22 protein-coding genes are annotated in these 22,099 nt (G+C 69.2%); 12 read left to right on the top strand and 10 right to left on the bottom strand.

What is annotated here, in order from left to right; translation table 11 throughout:
• Positions 1-27: 27 nt before the first annotated feature.
• A complete protein-coding gene (locus tag LH076_RS14140; RefSeq protein ID WP_227781397.1) occupies positions 28-963 on the top strand; it encodes a DUF559 domain-containing protein in 936 nt (311 codons plus the stop codon).
• 107 nt (positions 964-1,070) lie between these two features.
• Here LH076_RS14140 and LH076_RS14135 read toward each other — a convergent pair whose 3' ends face one another.
• On the bottom strand, positions 1,071-2,585 hold the full coding sequence (locus LH076_RS14135) for a DHA2 family efflux MFS transporter permease subunit (protein ID WP_227781396.1): 1,515 nt from the start codon (positions 2,583-2,585) through the stop codon (positions 1,071-1,073).
• On the opposite strand from LH076_RS14135, the gene LH076_RS14130 reads away from it, so the two are divergent.
• Positions 2,584-3,000: a DUF3151 domain-containing protein gene (locus LH076_RS14130; protein ID WP_227781395.1), complete on the top strand. Its 417-nt coding sequence runs from the start codon at positions 2,584-2,586 to the stop codon at positions 2,998-3,000. The genes LH076_RS14135 and LH076_RS14130 overlap by 2 nt on opposite strands.
• Before the next feature lie 47 nt (positions 3,001-3,047).
• Here the strand turns inward: LH076_RS14130 and fbaA are convergent, their stop codons facing one another.
• Positions 3,048-4,079 (bottom strand): class II fructose-bisphosphate aldolase, encoded by a 1,032-nt coding sequence (gene fbaA / locus LH076_RS14125; protein WP_227781394.1) that lies wholly within the window; start codon positions 4,077-4,079, stop codon positions 3,048-3,050.
• Positions 4,080-4,089: 10 nt separating this feature from the next.
• On the bottom strand, positions 4,090-4,782 hold the full coding sequence (locus LH076_RS14120) for a TrmH family RNA methyltransferase (RefSeq protein WP_415753134.1): 693 nt from the start codon (positions 4,780-4,782) through the stop codon (positions 4,090-4,092).
• 53 nt (positions 4,783-4,835) lie between these two features.
• On the opposite strand from LH076_RS14120, the gene LH076_RS14115 reads away from it, so the two are divergent.
• On the top strand, positions 4,836-5,597 hold the full coding sequence (locus tag LH076_RS14115) for a DedA family protein (RefSeq protein WP_227781393.1): 762 nt from the start codon (positions 4,836-4,838) through the stop codon (positions 5,595-5,597).
• Positions 5,598-5,615: 18 nt separating this feature from the next.
• Here the strand turns inward: LH076_RS14115 and pyrE are convergent, their stop codons facing one another.
• Entirely contained in the window at positions 5,616-6,158 is a 543-nt protein-coding gene (gene pyrE / locus LH076_RS14110) for an orotate phosphoribosyltransferase (RefSeq protein WP_227781392.1), read from the bottom strand.
• 18 nt (positions 6,159-6,176) lie between these two features.
• Between pyrE and LH076_RS14105 the strand changes: the two genes are divergently transcribed.
• Positions 6,177-7,346: a pyridoxal phosphate-dependent aminotransferase gene (locus tag LH076_RS14105; RefSeq protein WP_227781391.1), complete on the top strand. Its 1,170-nt coding sequence runs from the start codon at positions 6,177-6,179 to the stop codon at positions 7,344-7,346.
• A 4-nt stretch (positions 7,347-7,350) separates the two neighbouring features.
• On the top strand, positions 7,351-8,322 hold the full coding sequence (locus LH076_RS14100; RefSeq protein WP_227781390.1) for a hypothetical protein: 972 nt from the start codon (positions 7,351-7,353) through the stop codon (positions 8,320-8,322).
• Here the strand turns inward: LH076_RS14100 and lysS are convergent.
• The gene (gene lysS / locus LH076_RS14095) at positions 8,312-9,997 is read right to left on the bottom strand and encodes a lysine--tRNA ligase (protein ID WP_227781389.1); all 1,686 of its coding nucleotides are present in this window, start codon (positions 9,995-9,997) and stop codon (positions 8,312-8,314) included. The genes LH076_RS14100 and lysS overlap by 11 nt on opposite strands.
• Positions 9,998-10,052: 55 nt before the next feature.
• On the opposite strand from lysS, the gene LH076_RS14090 reads away from it, so the two are divergent.
• Genes LH076_RS14090 through purB form a run of 4 tightly spaced genes read left to right on the top strand, consistent with a single transcriptional unit; the run spans position 10,053 to position 15,102 of the window.
• Positions 10,053-11,033, top strand: coding sequence for a helix-turn-helix transcriptional regulator (locus LH076_RS14090; protein WP_227781388.1), 981 nt, complete (start codon positions 10,053-10,055; stop codon positions 11,031-11,033).
• 38 nt (positions 11,034-11,071) lie between these two features.
• Entirely contained in the window at positions 11,072-12,370 is a 1,299-nt protein-coding gene (locus tag LH076_RS14085) for an adenylosuccinate synthase (protein WP_227781387.1), read from the top strand.
• A 6-nt stretch (positions 12,371-12,376) separates the two neighbouring features.
• Positions 12,377-13,669, top strand: coding sequence for a phosphoribosylamine--glycine ligase (purD, locus tag LH076_RS14080; RefSeq protein ID WP_227781386.1), 1,293 nt, complete (start codon positions 12,377-12,379; stop codon positions 13,667-13,669).
• 5 nt (positions 13,670-13,674) lie between these two features.
• Positions 13,675-15,102, top strand: coding sequence for an adenylosuccinate lyase (purB, locus tag LH076_RS14075; RefSeq protein ID WP_227781385.1), 1,428 nt, complete (start codon positions 13,675-13,677; stop codon positions 15,100-15,102).
• A 13-nt stretch (positions 15,103-15,115) separates the two neighbouring features.
• Here purB and LH076_RS14070 read toward each other — a convergent pair whose 3' ends face one another.
• The gene (locus LH076_RS14070; RefSeq protein WP_227781384.1) at positions 15,116-16,516 is read right to left on the bottom strand and encodes an MFS transporter; all 1,401 of its coding nucleotides are present in this window, start codon (positions 16,514-16,516) and stop codon (positions 15,116-15,118) included.
• A 55-nt stretch (positions 16,517-16,571) separates the two neighbouring features.
• Here LH076_RS14070 and LH076_RS14065 point away from each other — a divergent pair, with 55 nt between their 5' ends.
• A complete protein-coding gene (locus tag LH076_RS14065; RefSeq protein ID WP_227781383.1) occupies positions 16,572-17,006 on the top strand; it encodes an NUDIX hydrolase in 435 nt (144 codons plus the stop codon).
• A gap of 133 nt (positions 17,007-17,139) precedes the next feature.
• Positions 17,140-17,457, top strand: coding sequence for an antibiotic biosynthesis monooxygenase family protein (locus tag LH076_RS14060; protein WP_227781382.1), 318 nt, complete (start codon positions 17,140-17,142; stop codon positions 17,455-17,457).
• Between the two features lies 1 nt (position 17,458).
• On the opposite strand, the gene LH076_RS14055 is transcribed toward LH076_RS14060, so the two are convergent.
• On the bottom strand, positions 17,459-18,685 hold the full coding sequence (locus tag LH076_RS14055) for an MFS transporter (protein WP_227781381.1): 1,227 nt from the start codon (positions 18,683-18,685) through the stop codon (positions 17,459-17,461).
• A 37-nt stretch (positions 18,686-18,722) separates the two neighbouring features.
• Between LH076_RS14055 and LH076_RS14050 the strand changes: the two genes are divergently transcribed.
• Positions 18,723-19,766 carry a Gfo/Idh/MocA family protein gene (locus LH076_RS14050; protein ID WP_227781380.1) on the top strand — a complete coding sequence of 348 codons (1,044 nt, stop codon included), beginning with the start codon at positions 18,723-18,725 and terminating at the stop codon, positions 19,764-19,766.
• A gap of 24 nt (positions 19,767-19,790) precedes the next feature.
• Here LH076_RS14050 and LH076_RS14045 read toward each other — a convergent pair whose 3' ends face one another.
• From LH076_RS14045 to LH076_RS14035, 3 genes are read right to left on the bottom strand one after another with little or no spacing between them, the layout of a single operon-like run.
• The gene (locus tag LH076_RS14045) at positions 19,791-20,534 is read right to left on the bottom strand and encodes an amino acid ABC transporter ATP-binding protein (protein WP_227783645.1); all 744 of its coding nucleotides are present in this window, start codon (positions 20,532-20,534) and stop codon (positions 19,791-19,793) included.
• A gap of 25 nt (positions 20,535-20,559) precedes the next feature.
• Entirely contained in the window at positions 20,560-21,267 is a 708-nt protein-coding gene (locus LH076_RS14040; RefSeq protein ID WP_321573712.1) for an amino acid ABC transporter permease, read from the bottom strand.
• Positions 21,264-22,097, bottom strand: a complete 834-nt coding sequence (locus LH076_RS14035; protein ID WP_227781379.1) for a transporter substrate-binding domain-containing protein — start codon at positions 22,095-22,097, stop codon at positions 21,264-21,266. The genes LH076_RS14040 and LH076_RS14035 overlap by 4 nt, the downstream gene beginning before the upstream one ends.
• Positions 22,098-22,099 lie beyond the last annotated feature (2 nt).

The following is a 22,099-nucleotide window of genomic DNA, read 5'->3' as shown; positions in this document are numbered from 1 at the left end:
AGAGGCGTTCCGGGGCACACTCCCAGCATGACTCTCGAGGCGATCACCACCCTCGACACCCGCGTCCCGTTCACCCGCGCAGATGCGCTGAAGGCAGGGATCACCGCCTCGCAGCTGCGCTCGTCGGCGTACGTCGCCATGCACCAGGGCATCTATGTCGCGAGCGACGTGGAGGTGACGCCCAGGATCAGGGCGTTGGCCGCGTTACAGGGGTTCCCGGCGGGCGCCTTCGCCTCCCATGCCACCGCCGGTCGGCTGTGGGAACTTCCACTGCCGACTCTGCCCGACGAGCACGTGACGGTGGCTGACCGCAAGCATCGTCGGCGACGGCCCGGGATCGTCTGCCACTCCCCTCGTCGCGCGGTGATCGGCACCAAGGGCGAGGTTCCGTGCACCAGCTCGGCGCAGACGTTCGTCGACCTCGCCGACCAGCTGAGTCTCGTGGACCTCGTGGTCGTCGGTGATCATCTCGTCCGTAAGGGGATCTGCAAGGTCCGCCAGCTCGTCGAGGCGGCAGCGAGGGCGACGGGCTCGAGTGCCGAGCACGCCCGGCTGGCCGCCTCACTCGTCCGTCCCAAGGTCGACTCCCCGATGGAGAGCCGGCTCCGCCTCCTTCTCGTCCTTGCCGGCCTGCCCGAGCCCGACGTCAATCCGCTGGTCAGTACCGATGGCGGCCTGACGATGCGCAAGTACGACCTGTGCTGGTTGAAGGCCAGATTCATCGTCGAGTACGACGGCCGACACCACATCGAGCGCGTCGAGCAGTGGGAGTCCGATCTGACACGGCGGGAGGCGATTGACGACGACGGGTGGCGGATCATCGTCGTGACCGCTGACGGGATCTACAAGAACCCCGGCGAGACGGTGGCGAAGGTCCACCGGCTGTTGCGCGAGCGTCGCGTGCCGGGCACTCCCGTCATGACTGACCCCGGATGGCAACGCCACTTCCCGGGACGCTCCTGAGTCGCAAGAACCCCACCGACGTGGGATTCCGGTCGTCTCCGGCGCCGGCTGGGGCGCAACTTTCCCACCTGGGTGGGGAAGTGGCGACGCCGATGGCCCCGGGGGTGTCAGTGACCGGCGACGGCAGCTGCCTCGGGCGTCGCATCGGCGCCGGCGTAGCCGGCATGCTTGGGCCGCTCGTAGAAGAGCACCGCGATCAGGCCGACCACGAAGAGCCCGGCCGGCAGCATCATCGCCTGGGACATCGAGCTGGCGAATGGGTCCGCGAGCTTCGCGGGCAGCGAACCGCCACCGGTCTCCGGCGAGAAGCCGGTCGGCAGATGGTGCGCCTCGAGCCGGGCGTCCATGAGGACGGCGATGGCGGCCGAGCCGATGACGGAGCCGACCTGGCGCGTGGCGTTGTAGACGCCGGAGCCGGCACCGGCGAGCTGCATCGGCAGGTTGCGCGTCGCGGTCGCCGCCGTGGGGGCCCAGATGAACGCGTTGCCGACACCGATGACCACCATCGACAGGCAGATCAGCACGAGGCTGGAGTCGGGGTCGAGCTGCAGCGCGAGCGTCCCCATGCCGATGAAGCTGGCGGCGAATCCGAAGGACATGATCGCGCGCGGGTGCAGCCGGTCGGTCAGCCCACCGACGAACTTCGCGAGGATGATCGACATCACCGCCATCGGGAACATCAGCAGCGCCGACTGGGTCGGGCTGTAGCCCCGGACGACCTGCGCATAGAGCATCAGCGGGTAACCCATCGAGGCACCGACGCCGCCCATGACGGTGATCGCCACGTTGGAGACCGAGAAGTTCTTGTCGGTGAAGAGCCCCAGCGGCACCAGCGGCTCGCGCCTGTTGCGGGCCTGCCACAGCACGAAGAGGCACATCAGCAGCACGCCGCCGACGATCATCCCGATGATCCAGCCGGCCCAGTGCTTGTCGTGACCCTCCTGGATGCCGAAGGCGATCAGGAAGAGGCCGATGCCCGACAGCGCCACGCCGAGCCAGTCGAAGGAGTGCTCGTGGGTCTCCAGCGCGGGCACCAGGCGCCACGCCAGGACGAAGCCCACGATCCCGACCGGGATGTTGACGAAGAAGATCCATTCCCAGCCGAGCCAGTCGACGAGCACGCCGCCGAGGATCGGGCCGACCACCATGGCCACGCCGGCGGTCGCACCCCAGACCGCCATGGCCTTGCCACGCTCGGCCGGCGCGAAGATGCGCGTGATGATCGCCATCGTCTGCGGCGTGATCATCGAGGCGCCGAGCCCCTGCACGACGCGGGCGATGATGAGCATCTCGATCGAGCCCGTCAGGCCACACCAGAGCGAGGCGAGCGTGAAGACCACGAGACCGGCGAGGTAGAGGTACTTCGAGCCGAAGCGGTCACCGAGTCTGCCGGTGATCAGCACGGGCACGGCGTACGCCAGCATGTAGGCGCTCGAGACCCACACGACCTGGTTCACGCTGGCGTCCAGCTTCTCCATGATCGTCGGCACGGCGACCGTCACGATGGTGAGGTCGACCAAGATCATGAAAAAGCCCAGGACGAGCGCGAAGAGGGCAGGCCAAGGCCGGATGTTCTGGGTCACGGAAACATCCAACACCAATGCACCGACAATAGATTCCATGACCTCTCACCAGGACCTCATGGCCGGCCCGCCGCCCACCCTGCTCCCCGTCGACCCCGCCGCGGAGGAGATCGCTGCCGGGACCGACCCGGTCGACGTCGTACGACGTCATCCGGCCTCCCCCGCGGCTTGGGCCGCGCTCGCCGCCGCAGCCAAGGAGCAGGGCGTCGACGAGGTGACCGTCTACGCCTACGCCCGAGTCGGCTACCACCGCAGCCTCGACATGCTCCGCCGCAACGGCTGGAAGGGTCACGGCCCGGTCCCGTGGGAGCACAAGCCCAACCGCGGCTTCCTCTCCTGCCTCGCCCTGCTGTCGCTGGCGGCTGAGGCCATCGGCGAGACCGACGAGGCCCAGCGCACCGCGGAGTTCCTCAAGGACTCCAGCCTTGAGGCCTACGCCGAACTGCTCAGCTGAAAGACGAAGGACCCCGCCGAGGCGGGGTCCTTCTCAGTTCAGATGGCTCAGCCGATGGTCTTGCCGGCCGAACCGAGGTGCTGGGTGGCCTCGACGACGCGAGCGGCCATGTTCGCCTCGGCGACCTTGCCCCAGGTGCGCGGGTCGTAGGACTTCTTGTCACCGACCTCGCCGTCCACCTTCAGGACCTTGTCGTAGTTCGACAGCATGTAGCCGGCGATCGGGCGGGTGAAGGCGTACTGCGTGTCCGTGTCGATGTTCATCTTCACCACGCCGTAGGAGACCGCGGCGGCGATCTCCTCCTCCGACGAGCCGGAGCCGCCGTGGAAGACCAGGTTGAACGGCTTGGAGCCCTCGGCGAGGCCGAGCTTGGCGACGACCGCCTCCTGCGCGTTCTTGAGGATCTCCGGGCGCAGCTTGACGTTGCCCGGCTTGTAGACACCGTGCACGTTGCCGAAGGTGAGCGCCGTCAGGTAGACGCCGTCCTCACCGAGGCCGAGCTTCTCGACGGTGGCGAGGGCGTCCTCAGGGGTGGAGTAGAGCTTCTCGTCGATCGCACCGACGATGCCGTCCTCCTCACCACCGACGACACCGATCTCGACCTCGAGGACGACCCGCGCAGCCTTCGCCTTGGCCAGCAGCTCCTCGGCGATCTCGAGGTTCTCGTCGAGGGGGACGGCCGAGCCGTCCCACATGTGCGACTGGAAGAGTGGCTCCTCGCCGCGTCCCACCCGCTCCGCCGACAGGTCCAGCAGCGGACGGACGAAGCCGTCGAGCTTGTCCTTGGGGCAGTGGTCGGTGTGGAGCGCGATGTTGACGTCGTACTTCTTCGCGACCTCGCGGGCGTACGCCGCGAAGGCGACCGAGCCGCTGACCATGTCCTTGATCGTCGGGCCGGAGAGGTACTCCGCGCCGCCGGTCGAGACCTGGACGATGCCGTCGGAGCCGGCCTCGGCGAAGCCGGCGAGCGCTGCGTTGAGCGTCTGCGAGGACGTCACGTTGATCGCGGGGAAGGCGAAACCCTTCTCCTTGGCTGCCGCCAGCATCTCGGCGTACTTCTCTGGGGTCGCGATAGGCATGGGGCGGAGACTACCCACGCCATGTAGCAGCCGAGTGAATGTCTGCGTGCTGAACGATCCAACTGTGCATGGCGATGGCAGCGGCCGCGGAGGCGTTGATCGAGCGGGTCGAGCCGAACTGGGCGATCGAGAAGGTCCCGTCCACGACCTCGCGGGCCGATTCGGAGAGGCCGGGGCCCTCCTGCCCGAAGAGGAAGCAGACGTCCCGCGGGATCGCCATCGTCTCCAGGTGCTCCGAGCCCGGCAGGTTGTCGATGCCGAGCAGACGTACGTCGCGCTCGTGCAGATAGGCGGCCAGGTCGGCGACCGAGGCGTGATGCCGGATGTGCTGGTACCGGTCGGTGACCATCGCGCCGCGACGGTTCCACCGGCGGTTGCCGACGATGTGGACCTCGGCGGCGAGGAAGGCGTTCGCGGTCCGCACGATCGTGCCGATGTTGAAGTCGTGCTGCCAGTTCTCGATGGCGACATGGAACGCATGGCGGCGCAGGTCGAGGTCAGCGACGATCGCCTCGAGCGTCCAGTAGCGGTAGCGGTCGACCACGTTGCGCCGATCGCCCGCCTCGAGGAGGGTCGGGTCCCACTGCGGACCGGTCGGCCACGACGTACGACCGCCCGGCCACGGGCCGACGCCGACCTCCGGCTGCCCGTGCGGCATCGGGTCGTACGGCGCCCGCGAGTCCTCCTCGCCCTCTGATTCCATCGGGATGAACGGTAGTCACCCTCCGTTCAGGCGACGGCGGATAGGGTTGGTCCGTGCACGACCTCATCGCCGCAGCGGCGACCCAGCTGGCGCCACTGCTCTCGGTGCACGACTTCACGCAGTGGCTCAGCCCCGACTTCCTGCTCGGCAAGTTCGGTGCGGCCCTCTTCTGGGTCGGCATCGTCGTGCTCTTCGTCGAGTGTGGTCTCTTCTTCCCGTTCCTGCCGGGTGACACCCTGCTCTTCGCGATGGGCCTCTTCATCGCCGAGGGCAAGGTCGAGATCATCCCGGGCGGCCACTTCACCAACCTGGTCTTCGCACTGATCGTCTACGTCATCGCCGCGTTCGCGGGCAACGTCGTGGGCTACGAGATCGGGGCCCGGATCGGCCCGCGGATCTATCACCGCGACGGCAGGATCATCAAGCGGAAGTACCTCGACCAGACCTCGGACTTCTTCGAGAAGCATGGCTCGCCGGCCTTGGTGGCGGGACGGTTCGTACCCTTCGTCCGGACCTACATCACGCTGGTCGCCGGCGTGACGCGGATGGACCGGCGCAAGTTCTTCGTGTGGAGCGCGCTGGGCGCGGCCTTCTGGGTCGTCTCGATCACGCTGGTGGGCTACGTCCTCGGTAAGACCTTCCCCTCGCTCGGCAAGTACATCGACCTGCTGACCTACGGCCTGCTCGCCGTGACGGTGGTCGTGCTGGGCATCGAGTTGCTGCGCAAGCGCCACGAGGACGACCCGGGTCTGCCGGCGGCGTACCGGGACGAGATCGGCGCCGACGACGACAAGGCTGCTGACCACAGCCGGTGAGCGGCCTCTGAGCGAAGCTCAGGACTGCGCGACGGCGTCCAGCTCAGCCTTGGTGAGCACAGGCCGGATCTCGAGGTCGACATCGCGCAGCGACTCACCCGTGACGGGGGAGCGGTCGATCGCGCAGACGACGGTGTCGATGACCGCGCCGGCCGGGCGGAGCTCGTTGACCGCGTCGCGGACCGCGCCGCCTGAGGTGATGACGTCCTCGATGAGCGTGACCCGCTTGCCGTCGAAGGAGGGCCCCTCGGCGAGCTTCGCGGTGCCGTACTCCTTGGCCTTCTTGCGGATGAAGAGCACCGGGATCCCCGTCTTCGCGCTGACGATCGTGGCGATCGGGACGCCACCGAGCTCCAGGCCGCCGAGGAGCTCGGTGCCCTCGGGAAGCAGCTCGACCATGCGGGTCGCGATCCGGTCCAGCAGCCGAGGGTCGGACTCGAAGAGGTACTTGTCGAAGTAGGTGTCGCTCACCTGGCCCGAGCGGAGCGTGAAGGTGCCGTGCAGGCGGGCGACGGCGTCGATGTCTGCGGCAAGTGTCGGGTCGAGATCGGGATCGGTCACGGTGACTAGGTTATGGCCATGGTGGCTTCCCGGTTGAGCGGCATCCCGCCCACCGTCTTCGGCGAGATGTCGGCCCTCGCGATGCGCACCGGTGCGATCAACCTGGGCCAGGGCTTTCCCGACGTCGACGGCCCGAGCGAGGTGCTGGATGCGGTGGAGCGTGCCCTCCGCTCCGGCAGTGCCAACCAGTACCCACCGGCCCGCGGCATTCCCGCCCTGAGGTCTGCGATCGCCGCCCACCAGGAGCGCCACTACGGCCTCGCGCTCGATCCCGACACGGAGGTCGTCGTCACCACCGGCGCGACCGAGGCGATCGCCGCCGCCCTCCTCGGCCTCGTCGAGCCGGGGGACGAGGTCGTCGTCCTCGAGCCGTTCTACGACAGCTACCCCGCCGTGCTGCAGATGGCCGGCGGCGTACGTCGACCGGTGACGCTGCACGCTCCCGACTTCCGTCTCGACGTGGACGCACTGCGTGCCGCGGTCACCGACCGCACCCGGTTCGTGCTGCTCAACACCCCGCACAACCCGACCGGAGCCGTGCTGACCCGCGGTGAACTGACGGCCGTGGCCGACCTGGCGATCGAGCACGACCTGGTCGTGATCAGCGACGAGGTCTACGAGCACCTGACGTATGGCGAGGCGACGCACGTGCCGATCGCGACGCTGCCCGGCATGCGGGAGCGGACGCTCACGATCTCCAGCATCGGCAAGTCCTTCTCCTTCACAGGCTGGAAGATCGGCTGGGCCAGCGGCCCCGCTCATCTGGTCGACGCGGTCAACAGCGCCAAGCAGTGGCTGACGTTCGTCTCCGGAGGACCGTTGCAGCCGGCGGCGGCGTACGCCCTCGATGAGTGCGACGCCTGGCCTCGCGCGCTCGCCGCCGACCTCCGTGAGCGACGCGACCTGCTCGTCGACGGCCTCAACCGGGTCGGCCTGTCGACGCGCTCGCCGGAGGGCACCTACTTCGCCATCAGTGACGTGAGCGGACTGGGCTGGCGCGACGGGCTCGAGCTCTGCCGCGCGCTGCCCGAGCGGGCTGGCGTGGTGGCCATCCCCCTGCAGGTCTTCTACGACTCCACGGCCGGCGACCAGCTGATCCGCTGGGCCTTCTGCAAGCGTCCCGAGGTGCTGGGCGAGGCGTTGGAGAGGCTCGCTGGCGCGGATCTGAGGTGTGGTCAGCGACAATGACCGGGTGACCCCAGCTCGACCCCGCCAGATCACGATCGCCGCGTGGCTCATCATCGCCGGCTCGATCTTCACCGTCCTCACCATCGCCGAGCAGTTCCAGAGCCTCGGCTCGATGCAGATGGACGACGCCATCGAGCGTACGCTGGGCCGGCCGCCGTTCGACACGCTGGACGTGAGCGTCGACCAGATCGAGTCGATGATGCGTGTCCTCGGGATGGTCGCGGCGGCGTGCGCGACGGCCGCGGCGATCCTCGGCTGGCAGGTCCTCCAGCACCGCTCGACCACCGCGCGGCTGTGGCTCTCGATCCTCGCGCTCCCGCTCCTCGTCGCGGGATTCGCCAGCGGCGGCTTCACCTCCACGATGGTCGTCGTGGCGACGGTGATGCTCTGGCTGCAGCCTGCCCGCGACTGGCTCGCCGGGACGTGGAAGCCCGCCCCCGCTCCCGCCGAAAGGGCGGTCCCTCACCTCCGAGAGGGGACTTCCTCGCCGCAAGCTCCTGCCCATTCGGACGTGAGCGAGCGCCCTTTCGGCGAGAAGGCGGGCCCGGAGAGGCCGACGGCGCTGCTGAGTGCGGTGATCCTGACGTGGATCTTCTCCCTCCTCGCGGCGGCCGGATTCGTGCTCGCCGCGGGCGTCCTGATCGCCGACCCGGGTTGGGTGATCGACCAGCTCGAGCGGACCAACCCTGACCTGATGGCTCAGGAGGGCATGACCGAGCGCCTCATCCAGGTGATCTTCGTGCTGATGTCAGGCGTGGTCTTGGCGTGGTCGATCAGCGCCTGTGTGCTGGCCTTCCTGGTGCTCCGCCGCGTCGCCTGGGCGCGCATCGTCCTCATGGTCTGCGCCGGCTGCGCGGGGCTCGTCCTCATCGTCGGCGCGGTCGCCAACCCGCTGCTGATCGCGCCGCTCGTCGCCTCGGCCGTCACGATCGGGCTGCTCGCCCGCCGCGACGTGGCCGACTACCTCAGGCGCTGAGCAGGTTCCTGACAGTCCCGTCGCCCAGGGCGAGGAAGAGGGTCGGGAGACGCGGGCCGCGCTCGGCGGCGACGAGCAGGTCGTAGAGCAGCGCGAAGAAGGCCTTCTGGTCGGCCTTCACCTCGTCGGTCGGCTGGTCCTCGAGTGCGAAGCCGCGGGCGAGCTTGGGTACGCCGTAGATGACGGTCGTCAGCTCCTCCAGCGTGTACGTCTCCGGCAGGTGCTCGAGCAGGAGTGAGATCCACTCCGACTCCTGCGGCGTCAGCTCCTGGAGGCGTGAGGCGGGCGAGAGCCGCACGGTGGTGCGGTCCTCGGCGGGGACGTACTCAGACATCCACGCCATCGCGCGGCGCAGTCGCGGCTCGAGGTCATCGGCTGACGTCACGGAGTAACCGGAACCTGCGACCACCGACGTGATCACGTCGACGTTGCCCGCGGTCACGTCGGCGACCGACGACAGCAGGCGGAAGGGCGTGACGACGGCGGGCGTCGGCAGCGTGCCCGCGGCAGCCGTGGAGGAGGCGCGCTCCCACGCGAGCACAGCCGCGTCCCGCTTCTCCGGATTCGCAGCCTTGCGAGTGAGCGAGTCCCACTCGTCGTACAGCCGCACGACCTCGGGACCGAAGTCGATGTTGAAGGCCTGCTTGGGCTGCCGGCGCACGTAGAGCCAGCGCACCATCGGCGCCTCGAGGATCTTGAGCGCGTCCGCCGGGATCGGAACCCCGCCCGCGGACGACGACATCTTCTGCCGGCCGGCGAAGCCGACGAAGGCATAGGCGACGTACGACGGCGCCTTACCGTCGAAGATCTCGGCGACGAGCTCCTTGCCGACGGTGTAGGACGAGCCGGGGGTGGAGTGGTCCAGGCCACCGGGTTCGAAGTTGACGCCCTCGTAGGCCCACCGCATCGGCCAGTCGACCTTCCAGACCAGCTTGCCCTCGAACTGCGTGCGGACGTTGGTCACGTGGGACTCACCGCACGAGTCGCAGGTGTAGGCCAGATCGGTCGTCTCGTCGTCGTACGCCGTGATGGTGGTGGTGTCCTTGCCGCAGCCGCGGCAGTAGGGCTTGTAGGGGAAGCGCGCGAAGTCACCTGCGCCAGCCGACTCCTCGTCGGCGGTGACGGAGTCAGCCAGCGCCTCGGCCTCCTGTTCGGACTCGGCAGCCACAGGCTTGGTCCGGTAGCGGGACAGCACGTCCTCGATCCGGTCGCGGTGGGCGATCGCGTGCAGCACCTGGTCGACGTACGCGCCGGCCTGGTAGCGCTCGGTCTGGGAGATCTCCTCCATCTCGACACCCATCTCCGCAAGGGCGTCACGGAGGGGAGCCTTGAAGTGATCCGACCAGTTGGCGTGGCACTCCCACGGATCGGGGACGGCGGTGAGCGGCTTGCCGATGTGCTCGACCCACTCGGCGGGCACGCCCGCGGGCACCTTGCGGTAGCGGTCGTAGTCGTCCCAGCTGTGCAGGTGCCGCACCTCGACGCCACGACGGCGGAGCTCCTCGGCGACGAAGTGCGGGGTGAGGAACTCGCGCAGGTTGCCGAGGTGGATCGGACCGCTCGGAGAGGCTCCGGAGGCCACGGTCACCGGCTTACCCTCGCCGGCGTGGCGGATGGCGTCGTCGGCGGCGCGGGTGACCCAGTCGATCGGGTCCTTCTGAGGAGCGGCAGGCATGGGCGCAAGGCTATCGAGAGCCCCGGGAAGGCCACGATTCAGTAACGTGCCGCCCATGGCCATGCGGTCGTCCCAGACGCTTCTCACAGCGCTCGGCTTCTCGCGCCCGGTCGCCCATCTCTACGAGCGCATCCTGATGATGGACGGCCGCCCGGTGGTGGAGGTCGCAGGCAGCTTCGACCTGACGGTCGACCAGGTCACCGAGCGGCTCGGGCCGCTGCTCGAGGCCGACGTCGTCGCGGTCTCCGACGGACGCCTGCTCGTCCGCCCGCCTGCCGAGGTGGTGGGGAGACTGCTCCAGACCGCGGCCGCCAATGCCACCCTGGCCAGTCAGCGGCTCCAGGAGATCGCGGGCGCGCTTCCGCACCTGGCGGGCGTGCAGGGGCTCGAGCCCGCCGACGAGGCCGAGCCGATCGACGGTGAGGTCCAGTCCGGGCCGGACGGCCCCATGATCGCGCGGACCATCATCCGACAGAGCAGCGGGGACCTGCTCTGGCTGCGGCCCGACCAGTGGAAGCTCCCGTGGGAGGACGAGATGTCCGCCGCCGTGGCGCAGGCGATCCGCGACGGACGTCAGTGTCGCGCGCTCTATCCGGTCCGGGTGCTGGTCGAGGCGCCGGACGTCGTACGCCACCGGCAGTCGATCGGCGAGGAGATCCGCCTCCTGCCCGAGCTGCCGACGCGGATGATCGTGCTGGGCACCTCGCACCTGCTGCTGCCCGAGCCGCTCGGCTACGAGAACACGCCGCGCTCGATCATCCGCCAGCGCGGGCTGATCGAGCTCGCCACGCTCTACTTCGACGCCCTCTGGGCCGAGGCCACTCCGGTCGCCGATGAGCCGGCGGCCGACCCCGACGAGCTCCGCCGCTTCCTCCTCGCCGAGCTGGCCCGTGGGGCCCAGGACGAGCAGATCGCACGGCGCCTGGGCATCAGCCTGCGCACCGTCCGGCGCCGTGTCGCCGAGGTGATGGACGAGCTGGGCGCGCAGTCGCGCTTCCAGGCGGGCGTCGAGGCCGCTCGCCGCGGCTGGCTCTAGATGGGCATCTCCGGGAGTTCGCCGGTAAGGTGCCGTCAGTGCCAGCTATCGCGATCATCGGTGCCCAATGGGGCGACGAGGGCAAGGGCAAGGCGACCGACCTGCTCGGTTCGTCCGTCGACTACGTGGTCAAGTTCAACGGCGGCAACAACGCCGGCCACACCGTGGTCATCCCGCAGCCTGACGGGTCCACGGAGAAGTTCGCCCTCCACCTGCTGCCGTCCGGCATCCTGACGCCCGGCTGCACGCCGGTCATCGGCAACGGAGTCGTGGTCGACCTCAAGGTCCTCTTCGAGGAGATCGACGGCCTCGAGGCCCGGGGCATCGACACCTCCGACCTCAAGCTGTCGGCCAACGCGCACGTCATCGCGCCCTACAACCGCGAGATCGACAAGGTGACCGAGCGGTTCCTCGGCTCGCGTCGCATCGGCACGACCGGTCGCGGTATCGGGCCGACGTACGCCGACAAGATGAACCGCATCGGCATCCGCGTCCAGGACCTCTTCGACGCCTCCATCCTGCGCGGCAAGGTCGAGGGCGCCCTCGAGCTCAAGAACCAGATCCTCACCAAGGTCTACAACCGCCGCGGCTTCACGGTCGACGCCATCGTCGAGGACCTTCTCTCGTACGCCGACCGGGTGCGGCCCTACGTCTGCGACACCGCTCTGCTCCTGCATGACGCGCTCGTCGCCGACAAGACGGTGCTCCTCGAGGCCGGTCAGGCGACGCTGCTCGACGTCGACCACGGCACCTACCCGTTCGTCACGTCCTCGTCGGCCACCGCCGGCGGTGCCTCGACCGGCTCCGGCATCGCACCGGCCCGGATCAACCAGGTCATCGGCATCGTCAAGGCCTACACGACCCGCGTCGGTGAGGGCCCGTTCCCGACCGAGCTGCATGACGACAAGGGCGAGTTCCTGCGCAAGGCGGGCTGGGAGTACGGCACCACCACCGGCCGCCCGCGCCGCTGCGGCTGGTACGACTCCGTCGTCGCCCGCTACGCCGCCCGGATCAACGGCGTCACCGACTTCGTGCTGACGAAGCTCGACTGCCTCACGGGCCTGGAGGAGGTCCCGATCTGCGTCGCCTACGAGGTCGACGGTGTCCACCACGACGAGATGCCCGTCAACCAGAGCGACTTCCACCACGCCGTGCCGGTCTACGAGTACCTCCCCGGCTGGTTCGAGGACATCTCCGGCGCCCGGTCCTTCGACGACCTGCCCGAGAACGCGAAGGCCTACGTCGAGCGCTGCGAGGAGCTCTCCGGCTCCCGCATCTCCGTCATCGGCGTCGGCCCCGGCCGGCACGAGACCGTCGTCCGCCACCCCCTGATCTGAGGGCCCGTGAAGATCCTCGTCATCGGCACCGGCGGCCGTGAGCACGCGCTCGCCCTCAAGCTCCAGCGCGACGGCCACGAGGTCCACGCCGCGCCCGGCAACCCCGGTATCGGGGAGGTCGCCACGCTGCACGCCGTCGACCCGATGAACCCGGTCGGCGTCGCCGAGCTGGCTCGGTCGATCCGGGCCGAGCTGGTCGTGGTCGGGCCCGAGGCGCCACTCGTGGCCGGTGTCGCCGACGCCGTCCGTGACGCCGGTGTCCGTGTCTTCGGACCGGGCCGGGAGGCCGCGCGGCTCGAAGGCTCCAAGGCTTTCAGCAAGTCCGTGATGGAGGCGGCGGGCGTGCCGACCGCCCGCGCGATCGTCGCCCGCTCGCGCGAGGAGGCGGCTGCCGCGCTGGACGAGCTCGGGGCGCCGTACGTCGTCAAGGATGACGCGCTCGCCGCCGGCAAGGGCGTCGTGGTGACCAACGACCGCGACGAGGCGCTCGCCCACGCCGACACCTGTGACCGCGTGGTGATCGAGGAGTTCCTCGCCGGCCCCGAGGTCTCGCTCTTCGTGCTCTGCGACGGCTCGACCGGACGGCCGCTGCAGCCGGCGCAGGACTTCAAGCGGATCTTCGACGGCGGCCGTGGTGCCAACACCGGCGGTATGGGCTCCTACTCGCCGCTGCCGTGGGCCGACCCGACGCTGGCCGACGTGGTGATGGAGCAGGTCGTCCAGCCCACGCTCGACGAGATGGCCCGCCGTGGCGCGCCGTTCGTGGGCTGTCTCTATGTGGGCCTCGCCCTGACCGACAAGGGGCCGCGCGTCATCGAGTTCAACGTGCGCTTCGGAGACCCGGACATCCAGCCCGTGCTGGCGCTCCTGGAGTCCGACCTCGGTGAGCTGCTGCTCGCTGCCGCGACCGGGCGCCTCGCCGACGTACCCGCGCCCACGTTCGCCTCCGGTGCCGCGGTCACGGTCGTGCTCGCCTCCGCCGGCTATCCCGAGTCGTCCTCGAGCGGTGACGTGATCCAGGGCGTGGACCGCGCCGCGGCGATCCGCAACGTCGATGTGATCCACGCCGGCACGAAGCTCGTCGACCACTCACACGCCGATGAGCCCGACCACTGGCATCTCGTCACCGCGGGTGGCCGGGTCCTCGCCGTACGCGCCACCGGCTACGACATCGACGACGCCCGTGCCCGGGCCTACCAGGCGGCGGACCTGATCACCTTCCCCGGACTGCAGAGGCGCTCGGACATCGCCGCCGAGCCGCTCGGAGTCGTGGAAGGTGCAGCGGTTCTGGGAGACTGACCGTCGTGCCGAACAACACCGTGCCCAACGTTCTCGCCGGTCGCTATGCCTCGGAGGAGCTCGCGCAGATCTGGAGCCCCGAGCACAAGATCGTGCTCGAGCGGCAGCTCTGGATCGCGGTGCTCAAGGCGCAGCGGGATCTGGGGATCGACGTCCCCGACGGTGTGATCGAGGCCTACGAGGCCGTCGTCTCGCAGGTGGACCTCGCGTCCATCGCCGCCCGCGAGAAGGTCACCCGCCACGACGTGAAGGCCCGCATCGAGGAGTTCTCGTCGCTGGCCGGGCATGAGCACATCCACAAGGGCATGACCTCGCGCGACCTCACCGAGAACGTCGAGCAGCTCCAGATCCTCTCCTCGCTCCAGCTCGTGCGCGGTCGTGCCGTCGCCGCGCTGGCCCGTCTCGCGCGCCTCGCCGTCGAGCACGAGACCACCGTCATGGCCGGCCGCTCCCACAACGTCGCCGCCCAGGCCACGACGCTCGGCAAGCGCTTCGCGACCGTCGCCGACGAGATGCTCGTCGCCTTCCAGCGACTCGAGGAGCTCATCGCGCGCTACCCGCTGCGTGGCATCAAGGGCCCGATGGGCACCGCGCAGGACATGCTCGACCTCCTGGACGGTGACGCCGACAAGCTCGCCGCGCTCGAGACCTCGGTCGCCAAGCACCTGGGCTTCGAGCACGTCTTCACCTCGGTCGGTCAGGTCTACCCCCGATCGCTCGACTTCGACGTCGTCGCCGCCCTCGTCCAGCTCGTCAGTGGGCCGTCCAACCTGACGACCACGATCCGCTTGATGGCCGGCAACGAGATCGTGACCGAGGGCTTCAAGGAGGGTCAGGTCGGCTCCTCGGCGATGCCGCACAAGATGAACTCCCGCTCCTCCGAGCGCGTCAACGGTCTCGCCGTGGTGCTCCGTGGCCACCTGTCGATGATCAGCGAGCTCGCCGGTGACCAGTGGAACGAGGGCGACGTCTCCGACTCCGTCGTACGCCGCGTGGCCCTGCCCGACGCCTTCTTCGCGACCGACGGGCTCTTCGAGACGTTCCTGACGATCCTCGACGAGTTCGGTGCCTTCCCGGCGGTGATCCAGCGCGAGCTCGACCGTTATCTGCCGTTCCTCGCCACCACGAAGGTCCTCATGGCCGCCGTGAAGCAGGGCGTCGGACGCGAGGTCGGGCACGAGGCGATCAAGGAGGCCGCCGTCGGCACCGCCCTCGACATGCGCAAGGGCCAGGCTCAGAACGACGTCTTCGAGCGCCTCGCCGCCGACGGCCGCCTCGGGCTGTCCCTCGACGAGCTGCATGCGCTGGTGAAGGAGCCGATCGAGTTCACCGGCGCCGCCGTCGCCCAGGTGCAGCTGGTCGCCTACCAGGTCGAGGAGGTGGCCGCGCGCTACCCCGACGCGGCGACGTACACACCCGGCGACATCCTCTAGACCGGATCGAGGCTCAGCCGCGCGAGCGACGCAGGTCGCGCACCGCCATCGTGAGCGAGGCGGCGAGCAGCACGAGACCGACGCCCATCGCGAGCCGGAGCGCGGCGGCCGACGAGACATGGGCCGCGCCGAGCGAGAAGGTCGTCATCACCAGCGCGGAGCCCACCGAGGCGCCGATGCGCTGGCTCGTCTGCACCGCACCGCCTGCGGCACCGCCCATGCGGGGCGGGACGTCGGCGAGCGTCAGCGTCATGTTCGGGGAGACCACGGCGCCGCTGCCGAGCCCGGCGACCACCAGCGCGGCCACCAGCAGCACGACGTCGACTGTGCCGTGCCCGGGGGCCAGCAACGCCACGAGGCCCATGCCGATGAGCATCACGGAGAGTGCGGCGACCGTCACCCGGCGGCCGATGACGCTGACCGCCCGGCCCGAGAGCGAGGCGGAGAGGGCGGCCGCCGCGGCATTGGGTGCGAGCAGCAGGCCGGTCTGGAGCGGGCTCAACCCACGCTCGTCCTGCAGGAAGAACGACAGCACGAGGATGAGGCCGGTGTAGCCGGTGAAGTACAGCCCGCCGATGACCAGGCCGCTGGCGTAGCCCGAGACCCGACGCAGCAGTGCGATGTCGAGCAGCGGCGCACGACCCGAGCGGACCGTACGTCGCTCCCACCGGATGAAGGCAGTGGCGAAGACAGGGGCGAGGAGCAGCAGGAGCAGCCGGAGGTCGGCGCCGGTCTCCAGGCTCACCACCGGGTAGAGCACCGTCAGTACCAGCAGGCCGAGCAGCAGCGCCCCGACGACGTCGATGCTGGACCCCCCACTGCGCACGCTGCGTTGCGGGATCAGACGAGCGACGAGCACGAGCGCGACCAGGCCGATCGGCACGTTGATCAGGAACAGGTAGCGCCACCCGTGCTCCTCCCCGGCCACAGCAAGGATCAGGCCACCGAGCACCGGCCCGATCGCCGAGGAGGCAGAGACGGTGAGGCCGAAGAAGCCGAAGGCCCGGGCCCGCTCCGGGCCGCGGAAGAGATGCTGGATGAGGCCCGAGTTCTGTGGGGTGAGCAGGCCCGCCGTCGCTCCCTGCGCCAGCCGAGCGGCGATGAGGACGGTGATGTTCGGCGCGAGCCCCACAGCCGCGCTCGTCGCGATGAAGCCGACCAGCCCGACCAGCATCAGGCGTCGCCGGCCATAGGCGTCACCCAGGCGTCCGCCGGCCACCAGCGTGAGGCCGAAGGCGAGGGTGTAACCGGAGACCACCCACTGCACCGTCCCGGTCGAGACGTGGAGCCCCCGCTGCATCGAGGGCAGCGCCAGGTTGACCACGGAGACGTCGAGGAGCGCCATGAAGCCGATCACCAGCGAGACGGTCAGTGCACGCCAGCGCCGCGGGTTGGGCACGTAGTCGTCCGGCATCGCCGCGAGCCTACGGGGCCGGTGTGGAGGGCCTGACGCGTAGGGTCTGGGAACCATGGCGGCTGAGGCAACGGGTGACGGGGCCGGACACCTCGTGATCACAGTCGCGGCCGTCGTCTTCCGCGACGGTGCGGGCCGCCTGCTCTCGGTCCGCAAGCGGGGGACCAGTCGCTTCATGCTCCCCGGCGGCAAGCTCGAGCCCGGCGAGGCGCCGGTCGACACCGCGGTCCGCGAGATCGCGGAGGAGCTCGGCCTTCGGTTGTACGCCGACCGGCTGGTCGTCCTCGGCGAGTTCGAGTCCGACGCGGCCAATGAGCCGGGCCATCTTCTGCGCAGCACCGTCTTCACCTGGCCCGACGTGATCGCCCATGACGCACCTCAGGTCGCGGCCGAGATCGAGGAGCTTCGCTGGGCGACCCTCGAGGAGCTCGAGTCCGATCCGCGCACGGCACCGATGACCGCCCTCAACGTGATCCCACTGCTCCGCTGAACGTTCCTCTAGGTAGGCAGCGAAACGCGCGCATCCCTAGCGGAGTTCCACGAGGGAAGTGAGCATCTGCCCGCCTACCTAGGTGAACGTACGTCGGCGTCCGCCCCGCCCCGCGACGGCTAGGCTCGGGCACATGGCAGTCGTGAAGATCAACGCGATCAAGGTCCCCGAAGGCGCTGGCGCCGAGCTCGAGAAGCGTTTCGCCGCGCGAGCCGGCACGGTCGAGAAGTCCCCGGGCTTCCTCGGCTTCCAGCTCCTGCGCCCCACGGCCGGCGACGAGCGCTACTTCGTCGTCACGCAGTGGGAGTCCGAGGAGGCCTTCGCCGCCTGGCGTGACGGGTCGGCCGCCGCCGCCCATGCGGCGCCCGAGGGTGAGGCCCCGCGCAAGCCTGTCGCGACCGGAGCGGACCTGCTCGAGTTCGAGGTCGTCCTCGACGTCAAGCCTGCCTGAGTCACGGCACGGACTTGATCCGGTAGACCATCAGCGCACCCACGACGGCGAGCACTCCGGCCATGCCGAAGAGCCAGCCGTATCCGCCGACGGTGATCAGGCCGACGGCGACGAGCGGGCCGAAGGCCTGCGGACCGACGGAGCCGATGTTCATGATGCCGAGGTCCTTGGCGCGATCGGCCGCATCGGGAAGCACGGCGGTGATGAGCGCCTGGTCGACCGCCATGAACATCCCGTAGCCCGCACCGGTCAGGGCCGAGGTCACGACCGCGGTCCCCATCGAGGGCCAGAAGGCCAGGAGGAAACCGGCGACGGCCTGCAGCACCACGGCCAGCGCGACGAAGAACCGACGACGGCCGGTCCGGTCGGAGAGCAGGCCGCCGGCGTACGTCGCCGTGAGGGTGAAGACGAGGTAGACCAGCGTCAGGACGATCAAGGACTGGTTGGCATCGGACTCCGACTGCCCGAGTCCGTCCTTGAGGAAGAAGAAGAGCTCCGTCGTGCCGAGTGCGTTCGACGTGTTGACCAGCAGGCGGCCGCCGAAGCCCCACGCGAAGTCGGGATGCGTGCGCGGTGAGATCCACAGTCCGGCCGCGACCGCCCGCCACGACAGCGACGAGCCCGACGGCAGGGGCGAGAGGTCGCGGTGACGCAGGAGGTACGGCAGCGCAAAGGCCAGCAGGAGCAGTGCCGTCACGAGGTAGCGCGGAGACGTCGACAACCCAGACACGATCACCAGCCCGACGATGATGCCGACCGCCTGCGGACCGTAGATCGCCGCAGAGACCAGTCCTCGTTGGGATTCGGGCACCTCGTCGGCGATCACCGCGGTCAGGCCCGCGTTGATCATCGTGTAACCGAGCGTCACCACGACCCACCCGGCGCCGAGCACCACCACGGAGCCGGCAGCACCACACAGCACCAGGCCGACGACGAAGACCGCGACACCGGCCGCAGTCCAGACATGACGCCGCCCGAGCCGCGACCGCGTCCTGTCACACAGGGCCCCGAAGACCGGCAGCGCGAAGATCGACACCAGTCCGCCGACACCGTTGATCAGCCCGAAGGCGAGCACCTTGTGCTCCGGCACCAGATCGGACAGCTGATCCGGCAGTGCCAGTTGGATCGGCACCAACCAGGCGAGCCAGACGCCCAGCCAGATCAGGCTGAAGAGCGTCGTCCAGCCACGCGTCACCGGGGCCCGAGGAGGCGTCACGACGGTGGTCATGGCGTCACCCTCCCACGGGCGGCGTAGGTTCGGCCGCATGACCGCGACACCCGTGCGATGGGGGATCCTCGCCACCGGCAAGATCGCCCACCAGTTCGCCGCCGACCTGCTCCTCGTCCCGGATGCGCGCCTTGTCGCGGTCGGCTCCCGGAGCCTGGAGAAGGCGCAGGCCTTCGCCGATCAGTACGCCGACCACGGCCCGGTGCGCGCCCACGGCTCCTACGAGGACCTGGTCAGCGACGAGGACGTCGACGTGGTCTACATCGCGACCCCGCATGCCCTCCATCTCGATGACACGAAGCTCGCGCTCGAGGCTGGCAAGCACGTCCTCTGCGAGAAGCCCCTCACCCTCCGGACATCTGACGCCGAGGAGCTCTTCGCCCTCGCGGCCAAGCAGGAACGCCTCCTCATGGAGGCGATGTGGACCGCCTGTCACCCGACGATCCATGCTCTGGCTGCCCGCCTGAAGAAGGGGGAGTTCGGCACCCCACGTCACCTCCACGCCGAGCTCGGCTTCGTCGTGCCGCCCGACCCGACGAGCCGGATGCTCGACCCCCGACTGGGCGCAGGAGCCCTGCTGGACATGGGGATCTACCCGTTGACCTTCGCGCACCTCATGCTCGGCGAGGCCGAGCAGCTCACCGGGCTCGCCGACGTGGTCCACACCGAGCACGGCGACTACGACAACAGCATCGTGATGACCGGCCGCTATCCGGGCGGCGCCCTCGCGACGATGGTCGCGAGCATGACCTCCTGGTCGAGCCGCCGCGCCGCGATCGCCACGGATCAGGGGAGGATCGACGTCGACGACTTCCACCACCCGAGCCGTGTCACCTTCACGCCGAACACCGCGAAGGCGGAGTGGACCGACCCCGATGACGCTGCCGGCGCTCCGGTCCTGATCGAGCCCGAGACTGCGGTGATCGGCCGCGGCTACGCCCACGAGGCGATCGAGGTCAACGCCTGCCTCCAGGCCGGAAGGACCGAGAGCAGCCAGGTACCCAGTCAGCAGACGCTGACGATCATGCGACAGATGGACGCGCTCCGTGAGGAGACCGGCATCGTCTATCCCGAGGCATGACGCCGCCGGCGTACCTCACGAAGGTCAGTGCTTGAGGATCCGGTCCAGGAACTGCTGCGTCCGCGGGTGTGACGGGTTGTCCAGCACCTCTTCCGGAGCGCCGGACTCGACGACCACGCCGCCGTCGAAGAAGACCACGTGGCTGGCAACCTGACGGGCGAAGCCGAGCTCGTGCGTGACGATGACCATCGTCCAGCCCTCGGCGGCGAGGCCGCGGATGACCGAGAGGACCTCGCCCACGAGCTCGGGGTCGAGTGAGGACGTCGGCTCGTCGAAGAGGATCAGTCGCGGCTTGAGCGCGAGCGCCCGCACGATGCCGACGCGCTGCTGCTGACCGCCGGAGAGCTCGTGCGGGTAGGCGTCCTCCTTGCCGACCAGTCCGACGCGAGCGAGCAGCTCGCGAGCCGCCGCCTCGGCAACAGGACGAGGAACCTTCTGCACCTGCACGGGGCCTTCGATGACGTTCTCGAGCACCGTCTTGTGGGCGAAGAGCTGGTGCTGCTGGAAGACCATCGCCGACTGGTCGCGCAGCCGGAAGCGGACGGCATCGGGCAGCGGATGGGAGAAGTCGATCTCGACGACGCCCGGCACCCGCACCACGCCGGCGTCGGGCGTCTCGAGCCCGTTGAGCGAGCGGAGCACCGTGGTCTTGCCCGAGCCTGACGGGCCGAGCAGCACGACGACCTCGCCGCGGTGGACGGTCAGGTCGATGCCCTTGAGCACCTCGTTGTCGCCGAAGCGCTTGTGCAGGCCACGGGCCTCGAGCACGACCTCACGGCCGACGGCGGGGGACTCAGATTGCGACTCCACGCTCCAGCCTCCTCTCCAGCTTGTCCTGCCCGAAGGACAGGAGGGTGCAGATCACCCAGTAGACGACGGCGGCCTCGGAGTAGAGCAGGAGGAACTCGCTCGTCGAGTAGGCGATCTTCTGTGCCTCCCTCGTCAGCTCGGTCACCAGGACGATGGCCGCGAGCGAGGTGTCCTTGACGAGCGAGATGAAGGTGTTCGACAGCGGCGGCACCGCCACCCGCATCGCCTGGGGCAGCACGATCCGGGTCAGGGTCTGGGTGGAGCTCAGGCCGATGGTGTACGCCGCCTCCCGCTGTCCCTTGGGAACCGAGAGGATCGCCGCGCGGATCACCTCGGCCGCATACCCGCCGACGTTCAGCGAGAACGCGATGATCGCGCTGGGCCACGGTGAGAGGGTCAGCCCTAGGTTGGGCAGACCGAAGAAGATGATGAAGAGCTGCACCAGCAGGGGAGTGCCCCGGATGATCGAGACGTAGGTCCGGCCGAGCCACTGCAGCAGTCGGTTCTTCGAGATCCGCATCAGCGCGATCCCGAGGGCGATCGCCAGCCCGAGGGCGAACGAGATCAGCGACAGCGGGATGGTCCCGAGCAGCGCTCCTCGCACGATCGGCCACAGCGAGTGGAGGACGAGGTGGCTCTTGCTCTCCACCTCCACCTCCCTCGCGAGGCCGGCGACCGCCAGGTGGATCACTTCGAGATGTCCTCGCCGAAGTACTTCTCGCCGATCGACGCCAGGGTGCCGTCAGACTTCAGAGCGTCGAGCGCCGTGTTGATCTTCTCGAGGTCCGCCTCCTTGCCCTTGCGCAGCAGGAAGGCCTGCTCCATCGTCTCCGGCGACGTGGCGACGATCTTGATGTTCGCGTCGGGGTTCTTCTTCAGGTAGTCCAGCACGGCGAGCTTGTCGTTGACCGCGAGGTCGACACGGCCGGTCGCGATCGCGTCGGCGGCCAGCGCCCACTCGTTGACCGGCTGGATCTTGGCGCCGGCCTTCTTGGCCTCGTCGGCCCAGTTGCTGGTCAGCGACTGTGCGGCCGTATGGCCCTTGATGTCGTCGAAGGACGTGATGTCGGTGTTGTCCTTGGCCACGACGAGGACACCGGTCGAGACGGAGTACGGCGTCGACATCAGGTACTTCGCCGTGCGGTCGTCGTTGATCGTCACCTCGTTGGCGACGGCGTCGAAGCGGCCGGCGTCGATGCCGGCGAAGATCGAATCCCACTGGGTCTGCTTGAAGGTGAACGTCAGGCCCGCCTTCTTGGCGACGGCCTTGGCCACGTCGATGTCGTAGCCGGTGAGCTTGCCGTTCTCCTGGTAGGAGAACGGGGCGTAGGTGCCTTCGGTCGCAACGACGAGCTTGCTGCTGCCGGAGCCTGCCTTGTCGTCGTCGCCACCCTTCGCGACCAACCAGATCACGAGGGCGGCGAGGATCACGACGATGACGCCGCCGATGATCCACGGCGTCTTCGACCGGGACGAGCCGGCGTTGCCGCCGGGGGTGTTGGAGAGGACGGTGTCGGACATGG

Origin of the sequence: Nocardioides sp. Kera G14 (assembly GCF_020715565.1) — a bacterium.
Classification (GTDB): domain Bacteria; phylum Actinomycetota; class Actinomycetes; order Propionibacteriales; family Nocardioidaceae; genus Nocardioides.
The sequence above is the reverse complement of the archived record's forward strand: the minus strand, read 5'-3'. Positions and strand labels throughout refer to the sequence as shown.